This is a genomic window from Anaerotruncus sp., from assembly GCF_057433415.1.
Window position 1 is genome coordinate 1 of sequence record NZ_DBMDHH010000073.1, and the last position, 11,188, is coordinate 11,188.

Below are 11,188 nucleotides of genomic sequence, written 5' to 3' on the forward strand. Positions count from 1 at the left end.
CCCCCCCGGGTGCTGTCCGTGGGGCGGGGCGCGGCGCGGGGGCGGTTCAGGCGGGCGCGCGCCCTCACCTCCGGGTATTGTCCGTGGGGCGGGGCGCGGCGCGGGGGGCGGAAAACCGCGCGGCGCGGCCGCGCGCACGCGCCTGGCGCGCGGGCGCCCCGAAGGGGCGCCGTTTTCCGTCCCCGTCTCCCCCTCCGCGCCAAAAAAACGCGGTGAATTTTCTGCGGTAAAGCGTCAAATAGCCCTTCCCCCGCGCGGACAAATATCGTATAATGGAACCATAACTGCGGCGCTCCGCCGCATATGGAAGGGTGGTCACATGCGAGTAGCAACAGACATCGGCGGGACCTTTACCGACCTGGTCGCCGTCGGGAAGGGCGGCGAGGTCTACCTGGCCAAGAGCCATACCACGCCCCCCAGCTTCGAGGAGGGGGTCATCCACGTCATCGAAAAGAGCGGCGTCGACCCCAGGAGCGTCGAGGCGTTCATCCACGGCACCACGACGATCATCAACGCGCTCACCGAGCGCAAGGGCGCGAAGACCGCGCTGCTGACGACGAAGGGGTTCCGCGACGTGCTCGAGATCGCGCGCTGCAACCGGCCCGACCTCTTCAACCTCGTGTTTGCCAAGCCCCGCCCCTTCATCCCGCGCTACCTGCGCCGGGAGGTGGCCGAACGGGTCGCCTTCGACGGCAGCGTGCTGACGCCCCTGTGCGAGCGGGACGTCGAGGAGGCGGTCGCCTTCTTCAAGGCCGAGGGGGTCGAGGCGGTCGCCGTCTGCTACATCAATTCCTACGCCAACGACGCGCACGAGCGCCAGACGGTCGCGCTGGTCAAGAAGCTCTGGCCGGAGGTGTTCGTCACCTCCTCCATCGAGGTCACCAAGGAATGGCGCGAATATGAGCGCACCTCCACCGTGGCGCTCAACTCCTACGTCATGCCGGTGGCGGCCTCCTACCTGAACCATCTGGAAAGCCGCCTCGACGAGATCGGCTGCGCCGGGGAACGGTACATCATGCAGTCCAACGGCGGCACCACCACCTTCGCGCAGGCTCGCCGCACCCCCATCAACATGGTGGAGTCGGGGCCGGTCGCGGGCGTGTTCGGCGCGGCGATCCTCGGGCAGGCGGTGGGGGAAAAGAACATCATCGCCTTTGACGTGGGCGGCACCACCGCCAAATGCTCGCTGATCGACGACGGCGAGGTGAAGGTCACGACCGAATACCGCATCGAGCGCACCGACAGCTACGCGGGCTACCCGATCATGGCGCCCGTCGTGGACATCGTCGAGATCGGCAACGGCGGCGGCTCGATCGCCTGGATCGACGAGGCCGGCTCCCTCAAGGTGGGGCCGCAGTCGGCGGGCGCGCTGCCCGGCCCCGTGGCCTACGGCAAGGGCGGCGCCGAGCCCACCACCACCGACGCCTGCCTGCTCACCGGGCGGCTGTCCGCCAAAAACTTCGACAACGAGGTCGATCTCGAGAGCGTGCGCCGTGCCGTCCGGGAGAAGGTGGGCGACGCCTTCGGCATGACCGCCGAGGAGGCCGCGATGAGCATCATCCGCGTGGCCGACTCCAACATGTTCAACGCCCTCAAGCTCATCTCGGTGCGCCGGGGCTACGACCCGCGCGACTTCGCGATGGTCGCCTTCGGCGGCGGCGGCCCGATGCACTGCGCCTACCTCGCGCGGGAGCTCAACGTGCGCAAGGTGATCGTGCCGGTGGCGGCGTCGGTCTTTTCCGCGTGGGGGATGCTCATGACCGACCTGCGCCACGACTACATCCAGACGAAGATCTGCCGCATGAACGAGGTCGCGCTCTCCGAGCTCAACGCCATGTGGGACGGCCTGGTCTCCCAGGCCCGGGCCCAGTTCGCCCAGGAGGGAGTCCCCGACGGGCGGATCGTCTACAGCTTCATCGCGGACATGCGCTACATGGGGCAGGAGCACACCGTCAAGGTGCACGTGCCCCCCGTCCCCTGGACCGACGAGGTCAAGGCGGAGATCGTGGCCCGCTTCCACGAGACGCACGAGCATTTCTACACCTACCGCCTGCCCGACACCCCCACCGAGATCGTGAACCTGCATCTCGTGGCCTACGGCAGGCTCCAGAAGCCCGAGCTGCACCGGATCGACCCGCAGCGGGGCCCGGTGTCCGGCGCGGTCAAGGAGACCCGCCCCGTCTACTTCACCGACGAGGGCTGGCAGGACACCCCCATCTACGACCGGGAGAAGCTCGGCGCGGGCGCGGCGGTCTCCGGCCCGGCGATCGTCGAGGAGGTCACCGCCTCGACCGTCGTCTGCCCCGGGCAGTCCCTCACGGTGGACGGCTACGGCAACCTGATCATTGAAACGGAGGTGCGGGAGTGATGGCAATGAAGATCGATCCCGTGACGCTGGATATCGTCAAGGATTCGCTGATCGCGGTCAGCAACGAGGTGTTCTACGCGTTCGCGCGCACCTCGATGAGCCCCATCATCTACGAGACGCTCGACTACGCGAGCGGCATCGCCGACGCGGACGGCAGCCTGCTCACCCAGGGCAACGGCGCCTGCGCCTTCATCGGGCTGATCGCCCCGATGATCCAGGAGATCGTCCAAAAATTCGGCAAAGACCAGATGAAACCGGGCGACGTCTACCTCATCAACGACCCCTACATGGGCGGCGGCACCCACCTGTCCGACATCGGCATGGTCATGCCCGTCTTCTACGACGGCGAGATCGTCGCCTTCGTGGGCAACAAGGCCCACTGGTCGGACATCGGCGGCATGGCCTCCGGCTCCTTTACGACCGACTCCACCGAGGTCTTCCAGGAGGGCCTGCGCTTTTCGGGCGTCAAGCTGGTCGACGGCGGGGAGCTCTGCGCCCAGCTCGCCGACATGATCAAATCGAACGTCCGCTTCCCCGCCGCCTCGGAGGGCGACATGTGGGGCCAGATCGCCTCGCTGCGCACCGGCTACCGCCGCATCGGCGAGCTCTGCTCCAAATACGGCGTCGAGGTGGTCCGGGGTTCGATGAAGCGGCTGCTCGACCAGGGCGAGATCGTCGCCCGCAAGCGTCTGGCCGAGATGCCCAACGGCGTCTGGGAGATGGAGGAGTTCATGGACGACGACGGGCACGGCAACCCCGTCAAAATTAAGGTGAAGATCACGATCACCGACGACGAGTTCCTCGCCGACTTCACCGGCAGCAGCCCGCAGGTGGCCAGCCCCATCAACACCGGCTACAGCTCCCTCTGCGCGGGGGTCAAGGTGGTCTATATGTCCATCCTCAACCCGAGCTTGGCCGTCAACGACGGCGTCTTCCGCCCCATGCGGGTCATCGCGGAGGACGGCTCCGTCCTGCGCTGCCACAGCCCCGCCCCCACCTCCTGCTACTTTGAAAGCATGATCTATTCCTCCGACGTGGTCTGGAAGGCCCTCGCCCCCATCTTCCCCGAGTTCCTCGGCGCGGGGCACATGCTCTCCGTCTGCTCGGTCGTGCTGGCGGGCCTCCACCACAAGACGGGCGAGCCCTTCCTCATCGTCGAGCCGACGGGCGGCGGCTGGGGCGCGAGCCGCGGCAAGGACGGCGAGGTCGGCCAGTTCTGCGTGGGCGACGGCGAGACCTACAACGTCCCCGTCGAGATGGCGGAAAACCGTTACGGCATCATGATCGACGAATACTCCCTGCACACCGACGGCGCGGGCGCGGGCGAATACCGCGGCGGCAGCGGCGCGGTGCGCGCCTACCGCGCCCTGACCGACGGGCAGCTCTTCACCGCCTCCTTCGGCCGCAACAAGTACCCCGCGTGGGGCGCGGCGGGCGGCGGCGACGGCTCCTACAACTACTTCGAGTTCCACCGGGCGGACGGCTCGGTGGAGGGGCCGTTCGGCATCGTGGCACGCACGGTGCTGGGCAAAGACGACGTGGCCTACATGGTCACCTGCACGGGCGGCGGCTACGGCGACCCGATGAAGCGCGACCCGGAAAAGGTGGCGTGGGACGTGAAAAACGGCTACATCACCGTGGAGCAGGCCAGGGAGGACTACGGCGTGCTCGTCGATCCGCGGACCTTCGCGGTCGCCGGGCTCCGCCGTTAAAAGGAGGCGCAAGGATGCTGGTACGCGACAAAAACGCGATCCCCCCGGTGGTGCGCGCCGACGGCGTGGCCATGACCGACCTGCTGGGCGGCGAAATCCCGGCGGGCGCGGGGGTGACGATGGGGTACGCCGTCTTCCCGCCCGGAACGGTGGTGCCCCCCGCCGCCCACACGGGCGACGAATACTCCTTCATCCTCTCGGGGACGGTCAAGTGCGAGGCCGCGGGCGTGGTGCACACCGCGTCGGCGGGCATGGCGACCTTCATCCCCGCCGGGGAGACGCACAGCAGCTTCAACGACGGCGCCGCGGAGGCGGCGCTCGTCTGGATGCTCGTCGAGAAATAAAAAGAGGCGGCCGCCCGGATGGGCGGCCGCCTCTTTTCTTTTTCACGCGGGGAGTTCCCCGGCTACTTCCGGTACTTATAGTAGATCGTGTAGGAGCTGCCCGACTTCTTGATCGAGACCTGCACCTCGGTCGGCGCCTCCTCCGTCTCGATGTCCTCCCCGGTGATCGGGTTGGTGGGCGCGGGCAGGGCGCTGCGCATCGACTGCATCGTCAGCTCGTTGATGATCGCGCGCAGCCCGGCGCGGCGGTCGCCCGCGTCGACCTTCACCTTCAGGAAGGTGCTCTTGAAGTCGTCGCCGTCCACCACTTGATAGCCGTATTTCCGGATCTCCCGCTTGGCGCGGTCGAGCAGCCATTCGGCCTCCTCGTCCGTCTCCTCCCCGCTGCCCGCCGGTTCGGCGGCTTCGCTCACGGGCGCGGCTTCCGGGGCGCTCGAGGCCTCCGCCGCGGGAACGGCTGCGGCGCCGGGACCTTCAGGTATGCTGGAAACCTCGGGCACACTCGATACCTCGGGCACACTCGATACCTCGGGCGCGCTGGAAACCTCGGGCGCGCTGGAAACCTCGGGCGCGCTGGAAGCCTCGGGCGCGCTGGAAGCCTCGGGCGCGCTGGAAGCCTCGGGCGCGCTGGAAACCTCGGGCGCGCTGGAAACCTCGGGCACGCTGGAAACCTCGGGCGCGCTGGACGCCTCGGGCACGCTGGAAACCTCGGCCGCCGGCTCCGCCGGCGCGCCGCACGCGGCGAGCTGCGCCGCCAGCAGCGCGGCGCACAGGATACAAACCGCCTTTCTCACAATCACCCGCTCCTTCCTCTCTGACAGGGGAAGCCGAAGCGGCGGGGCCGGGGCGTGCCCCGGCCCCGCCGTCGGTTTCCCGGTTTACCGGATCTCGATCGTCCCGCGCGCCGATTTGGCCATGAGGCCCTCGGTGTGCGGCGTGACATAGACGCTCTCCGAGACGAATCTCCCGGACAGCGGCATACTGACATAGTAGCTCAGGGTGTAGACGTCGGGGCCGTCCGCGTCGGGGCCGCCCCCGTCCGTTACACCGTCGCTCGCGGGGATGGCCTTCCCCCGGGCGCCGTCGTCCGCCACCGGCTCCTCGGCAAAGAAATCCGGGTCGGCCTCCTCGGCCGCCAGCTCCCGTTGCTCCCGCTCCCAGCTCCCGCGGTCGCGGTAGATGTAGCCGCTGACCGTCTGGGCCTCGTTTTCCACGCCGCCCCACATCCAACCGTTCGCATCCTGGTAGCTCTGGGCGGGCAGGTAGCGCATCCCCGCCGGGATGAGGTCGGAGACCGTGTAGCAGCCGTCGGGCGCGTCGGGCGCGAAGGTGACGCGGATGTCGACCCGCGCGGTGCCCGCGCGCTCGAGGGAGTCCGCGCCGACCGGGGTGTAGGTCTTTTCGACTTTGAGCCTGCTCGTCGCGGCGCCCGCGTCCGCGGTATGCGCGGTGTAGGCGGCGCAGGCGTAGAGCTCCTTGCTCCCCGAGAAATCCGCCTCCGCGAGCGCCTGCGCGCTCAGCGAGAAGGATTTGCAGCCCCTGCCCGAAAGGGAGATCTCCCGCCGCTCGCCGTTCTGCGTCACGCTGAACTTCGCCGCGCTCTCCCCCGCCGGGAGCTTGAAATGCTCGATGTAGGCGAGCTGCTCGAGGTTCGGGAGCACCTCCGACCGGGCGCGGTCGGTGTCCGCGCCGTTTAAGAAGCGCATGAGCGGGCCGGCGTCGGGATGGGAGGACACCGAGGTGAGCAGCAGCGCCGCCGCCGTGTTTTGGATGCGGTCGTCGAGCGAACCGCCCGCCTCGACGTATTTGACCGTACCCTCACTGACGAGCTGCCCGCCGAGCGATTCATAGACCGCGTCCGCGCCGGTAAAGTCGCCGAGCTGCGCCAGCCCCGCCCCGAGGTAGAGCTTCTGCGCGGGGGTGAGGGAGTCCCCCTCCCGCTCGAGCATGCGGGTGATGTCGAGCAGCACCGGCTCCCCGGCCGCCGCGAGCCCGAGGTAGGACATCACGCGCTCGTCGGGGGTGGAGGCGGCGTCCGCGAGCTTGCCGCGCAGGAACGCGACGGCGTCCGCCTTGTTGATCAGCTCGGGGGCCACGACGAGCATCTTGGCCGTCACGGCCGCGTCCCCCTCCGAGAGCGGCAGCAGCTTGACGCCGCCGTCCTCCTGGAGCGATTCGAGCCGGTAATCCTTGCGGACGGTCTCCCGGTCCTCCGGGTCGAGCAGCTCGTTTGCCGCGACGCGGGCGCGGTAGGCCGCGACCAGCAGCTCGGTGCGCTCCCCGTCCTGGGCGGACAGCCGCTGGAGGCCCTCCATATAGGGTTTCATCCGCTCGTCGTAGACGGTGAGCTTCACCGGGTAGCGCGCCGGCTCCAGCGAGCCGACCTCGGAGAGCGGAAGGTTCCTGACGACCGGGACGGCGAGCCCCTCCTCCACGACCGAGAACTCCTTCTGGAGCGCGTCGGAGTGGGCGCCGCAGGCCGCCTCAAAGCGGACCGCGTAGCCGCCCGCCTCGTACTTGCCGAAGTTGAAGGGGGTGTGATCGGACGCGCGGCCGGTGCCGGTCAGCCGGTCGACCTCCGCGCCCGTCCCGTCGAGGATGACCGCCGTGTAGGAGACGGCGTCCCCCGACTGGATGCCGGTGCCCGCCGCGGTCACCGACATCGAGAGGTCGTCCCCCGCGAGGTAGCTGTCGGTCACGACGGCGTTCAGGTAGAAGGGCTGTGTCGCCACCGCCCGGGAGGCGACGCTGCCCGCCTTGAGGTCGGGGGTGACCGCCAGCGCGGTGACCCGCCAGGAGGTCACATTGTCGGGCAGCTTGACCGAGAGGACCGCCTTTCCGTCCGCGCCGAGCTGCGCCGTCTGGAAGGCGGCGGTGTCGAGGAACTCCCTGCGCAGGTAGGCGCCGGCCCCGCCGCCGCCCGTGTCCGCGGCCCCTTCGGCCCCCGCGGTGTTGGGGATCGCCTTGCCGCTCTCGTCGTAGGCGCGGTAGGAGACCGCCTGCCGCACATAGGGGTGGTAGATGCTCCCGTAGAGCTGGCCCGCCAGGTCGACCGTCTGGCTTCCCAGCGCGAAGACCGCCTCGTCCACGACCCCGACGACGGCCGAGCCGGAGACGGGGTTCCCGGCGGCGTCCACGGCCGCGAGGGTGATCTCCGCCGTATCGCCCGGCCGGTAGGCCTCCCTGTCGGGCGTGACCGTCAGGGTGAGCTCCCTGCTGCTGTAGTCGTAGGAGACGTTGTGCGGGTCGATCGGGAAGACGTGCCGCCCGTCGAAATACGCGCCCGCGAAATAGACGTTGGGGAGGTAATCCTCCTTCATCGTCAGGGTGATCTCGTCCCCGTCGGTGACCCCCGCCTCAAACGCCTTGCGCTGCATGGCGGTGTAGAGGATGCGGCCCCGGTTCTCCGTTTTCACGCCGTTGGCGTAGAGCCCCAGCGTGATCGGATCCCCGACGTCCGCCGGGTCGTTGGCGTGCGGGTCGCTTCCGTCCACAAAGGTGTAGCTCACGAGGCCGTCCGCGCGCGGGTAGGGCGTCCTGCCGTGGAGGCTGTCCGCCACCGTGCCGATGACGCCGCCGTCGAACTGCGCCTCGAACCAGTAGAAGGTCTCGTCGCCGTCGGCGTAGGCGGAAAGCCCGGTGAAGACCGCGCCGCCGCCCGACGTGCCGCCGCGCAGGGTGTCCACCACCCGTTCGGCGCGCTCGTAGCGGTAGCTGGTGACGGTGCGCTTGTTGACGTAGTCGTAATAGCTGCTCGTGGGGACCCTGGTGTAGCTGATCTCATACACCGTCAGGGTGACGGGCAGGTCGGCGGAAACCCCCGCCAGCCGGTCGAACTCGTCCTCGTAGACGGCGCGGGCGAGCGGACGGGCGGCGCCGCCCTGGAAGAGCTTGGAGGGATCGAGCGACGCGGTCCGCACCGTGACGTCGCCGGTGGCCTTGTCGCGTTCGGTCCTGGCCGCGATCCGCGAGGGCAGCACGGTGATCGAGCCCGACTCATAGAAATAGCCGCCGTCCTCCCTGCCCGAATTGTCCACCGTGTACCAGAGGGACTGGGGCGTCCAGCCGAGCGCCGACTGCCGGTCCTGGCGCATCTGGGCGAGGTTCAGCCTGGTCGTGTGGGTCGCGCGGCCCTGCTCGTCGAGCCGGATGGCCGTCCGGCCGGGCCCGTCGGGGCCGGCGCTTCCCATATAGTTGCCGCTGAAGGTGAGCTCCCCGCCCGAAAGCGGGGTCCCGTCGTAGTAGCTCGCCTCGATCGTGAAGGTGACCGGATCGGTCGCATAGTACCAGTCCTTGTCGGTCGTGACGGTGATCCGGTAGGCGGGCTTCTGGTAACGCTCGATCGAAAAGCCCTTGGAGGTGTAGACCCCCTCGTCTCCGTCGGTGACCGAGAAGGCGTACCAGTCCTGCCGGATCCCCTGCAGGGACATGCTCCCCTCAAAGGTGCCGTCCGCCGCCACCGGGACCCGCACGCGGGTGATCTCCGATTCGGGGCCGTACTGCCCGAGCGTCGCCCACACCGCCTGCGGCAGCCCCTGCGCGCCCGTGCGCGGCTTGACCACGCCCCAGAACCGGACAGCGTCGTCCGGCTGGTAGATCTCGCGGTCGGTGTAGAGCGCGGTATAGAACCGCTCGTTGAGCGGCGTGTCCTCCCGCGCCGAGAGGGAAGCCTTTTCAAAGTAGACCGTCCGCGCGTCCCGGATGACCGACAGATAGGCGTCCTCCGTCTCGCCGGTCATGACGCGGGCGGTGCCGTCCGCCATCGTCGTGGCGGTGCGGGTCTGGCCGCTCTCCGCGTCCTCCCACTCGAGCACCGCGCCCGAAAGCGGCCCGCCCGTGACCGGGTCGTTCACCCACACGAGGGTGTCCCCGTCGGACGACTGGACATAGACGCTCAGGCTGCAGACCTGGAGGAGCTTCTGGACGAACTGCTCGTTGCCCTCCCGGTCCTTGCCCGAGACCGTCGCGATGTAGCAGCCCTCCTCGAGGTCGTCCGGAAGCGGTGCGTAGAGCTCACCGCCGTATTCGTCCGCCGGCAAAAGCTCGCCCGTGAAGGAGGCGGTCTCCTCCAGACCGGTCGTGTTGGCCACATAGTCGGTCTTTTCCCCATACCGTTCGGCGTAGAACGCGTCGCGGTCCCGCTGCTCCTTGATGAAGCCGCTGATGTCCGCGTAGCGGTGCAGCGAGACGTCGAAGGGCAGCCCGGTCATGTCGTCGCCCGCGTAGAGCGCCACCGACAGCGGATCGCCGGGCAGGAAGGTTTCGGCGTAATCCCCCGCCAGCCGCAGGCGCATGTAGTCCCAGCGGTCGGCCTCCTCCCCCGTCGTCTCGAAGGAGAAGTGGAGGTCCTCCTTGAGGCTCATGCCGCCCGGCGCGGTCAGCCCCGCCTTGACGGTCACCCGGTAGATGCTGTCGGGCGAGAGCGGTTCCGCCGGGCGGAAGATGACGGTGTAGTCGTTCGTCTCAAAGCTGCCTGCCGTCTCCGGCTTGATCTCGAAAAAATCCTTCAGGTTCACGCCCGGCGCATTGAAGGTGAACTCGATCCCCGCCTCGAGCGGCACATAGCTCGCGCCGTCGCGCGGGTAGACCCCGCTCACCGCGAGGTCGCTCTTCGTCTGGAAGGCAAACGACTGCACCACCGCCTTTGTCGCCGGGTTGATCACGCGGATCGTATAGACGGTGTTGTCCATGAGCGGCACGCCGGGCACCAGCGTCCAGTTTCTGCCGCTCCCCCCGATCGTATAGTCGCCGATGTCCGGCTCGATGTCCAGCATCGCGCGCAGCTCGTCCTGCGACACCCGCCAGCCCGTCGTGATCGTAAAGGAGCTGTCCGCCGCGAGCCCCAGCTCGGTCTTCTGGGTCGCGCCGATCTCCACCGACGCCATCACCATGTCCCCCGTCGGCCGCGAGAGCAGAAACGCCGCCCCCGCCGCCGCCAGGATGATGACGCCGACGATCGCCGGGATCAGCCATCTCTTCTGTTTCATTGGAGTACCTCCTTTCCGGGGGAGCTTTCGAGAAAGCTTCCCCGGACCCCTTCTTTCCGGGGGAACTTTCGAGAAAGTTTCCCCGGACCCCTTCAAAGCGTTTGGTTCAGGCCGGCCGCCGCGCCATAGAACAGGCGCGCGGCATGCGGCGAGGCTTTTGGCCGCGCGGTAACGTTTCTCCCGGGCGCCCGCCGCGGGGCGGGGCGGAAAACCGGGCGGCCCCGCCGCCCGCGCGCGAAGGCATGGCCTTCGCGCGAACGCCCGCCGGGCGTTGTTTTCCGCCCGCGGCCTTCCGTCCAATTAGTGGCAAATTCAGGACGGATTCGTGCATCTCCAGTATACCATATTTTTCGACAGGGAAAAACCGGAAAACACCGCAAAATAAAAAACGCCGGACCCCATCGCGGACGGGGGCCGGCGTTATAGAAACCAAAGGAAAAGGCCGCCACACGGCGGCCTTTTCCTTTGGAGCAGGTAACGGGGATCGAACCCGCGTTGTCTGCTTGGGAAGCAGAAGTGTTGCCATTACACCATACCTGCGCAGTGGATTTATGATAGCATTTTTTGGCGGGTTTGTCAACCGCCCCGCGCGGCGGAAAGGCGGGGCAAAAATTATCCCGCCGGCTGTGGAGGCAGCCGGCGGGGATCATTTTATCTCTCTGTCGGAAATATCTGACGGGTCAGATTATTTCACTTTGCGGAACGCAACAGCGCCAGCAGCAGCCAGGGAAACAACGGCGGCTACGAGAGCCACGTTGACCATGTCGCTGGAACCGG

6 protein-coding genes and 1 tRNA gene are annotated in these 11,188 nt (G+C 68.1%); 4 read left to right on the plus strand and 3 right to left on the minus strand.

Going from position 1 to position 11,188, the window contains the following annotated elements:
* The first annotated feature begins 319 nt into the window (after positions 1 to 319).
* The 3 genes from ACZO3G_RS13605 to ACZO3G_RS13615 are packed head-to-tail and all read left to right on the plus strand — an operon-like array spanning position 320 to position 4,424.
* Positions 320 to 2,368, plus strand: a complete 2,049-nt coding sequence (locus ACZO3G_RS13605; protein WP_276874629.1) for a hydantoinase/oxoprolinase family protein — start codon at positions 320 to 322, stop codon at positions 2,366 to 2,368.
* A gap of 5 nt (positions 2,369 to 2,373) precedes the next feature.
* Positions 2,374 to 4,080, plus strand: a complete 1,707-nt coding sequence (locus ACZO3G_RS13610; protein WP_276874632.1) for a hydantoinase B/oxoprolinase family protein — start codon at positions 2,374 to 2,376, stop codon at positions 4,078 to 4,080.
* Positions 4,081 to 4,094: 14 nt separating this feature from the next.
* Positions 4,095 to 4,424 (plus strand): cupin domain-containing protein, encoded by a 330-nt coding sequence (locus ACZO3G_RS13615; RefSeq protein WP_276874634.1) that lies wholly within the window; start codon positions 4,095 to 4,097, stop codon positions 4,422 to 4,424.
* Between the two features lie 62 nt (positions 4,425 to 4,486).
* On the opposite strand, the gene ACZO3G_RS13620 is transcribed toward ACZO3G_RS13615, so the two are convergent.
* Positions 4,487 to 4,837, minus strand: coding sequence for a hypothetical protein (locus tag ACZO3G_RS13620; protein ID WP_277138545.1), 351 nt, complete (start codon positions 4,835 to 4,837; stop codon positions 4,487 to 4,489).
* Between the two features lie 67 nt (positions 4,838 to 4,904).
* On the opposite strand from ACZO3G_RS13620, the gene ACZO3G_RS13625 reads away from it, so the two are divergent.
* The gene (locus ACZO3G_RS13625) at positions 4,905 to 5,369 is read left to right on the plus strand and encodes a hypothetical protein (protein ID WP_288234939.1); all 465 of its coding nucleotides are present in this window, start codon (positions 4,905 to 4,907) and stop codon (positions 5,367 to 5,369) included.
* On the opposite strand, the gene ACZO3G_RS13630 is transcribed toward ACZO3G_RS13625, so the two are convergent.
* The gene (locus ACZO3G_RS13630; RefSeq protein ID WP_276874319.1) at positions 5,303 to 10,411 is read right to left on the minus strand and encodes an Ig-like domain-containing protein; all 5,109 of its coding nucleotides are present in this window, start codon (positions 10,409 to 10,411) and stop codon (positions 5,303 to 5,305) included. The two genes, ACZO3G_RS13625 and ACZO3G_RS13630, sit on opposite strands and share 67 nt — an antisense overlap.
* A gap of 466 nt (positions 10,412 to 10,877) precedes the next feature.
* Positions 10,878 to 10,951 (minus strand) — tRNA-Gly (locus ACZO3G_RS13635).
* Between the last annotated feature and the right edge of the window lie 237 nt (positions 10,952 to 11,188).

Coding starts and splice junctions, on each gene's coding strand:
- ACZO3G_RS13625 (WP_288234939.1), top strand. CDS start 4,905: ATGCTGGAAACCTCGGGCACACTCGATACCTCGGGCACACTCGATACC.
- ACZO3G_RS13630 (WP_276874319.1), bottom strand. CDS start 10,411: ATGAAACAGAAGAGATGGCTGATCCCGGCGATCGTCGGCGTCATCATC.
- ACZO3G_RS13615 (WP_276874634.1), top strand. CDS start 4,095: ATGCTGGTACGCGACAAAAACGCGATCCCCCCGGTGGTGCGCGCCGAC.
- ACZO3G_RS13605 (WP_276874629.1), top strand. CDS start 320: ATGCGAGTAGCAACAGACATCGGCGGGACCTTTACCGACCTGGTCGCC.
- ACZO3G_RS13610 (WP_276874632.1), top strand. CDS start 2,374: ATGAAGATCGATCCCGTGACGCTGGATATCGTCAAGGATTCGCTGATC.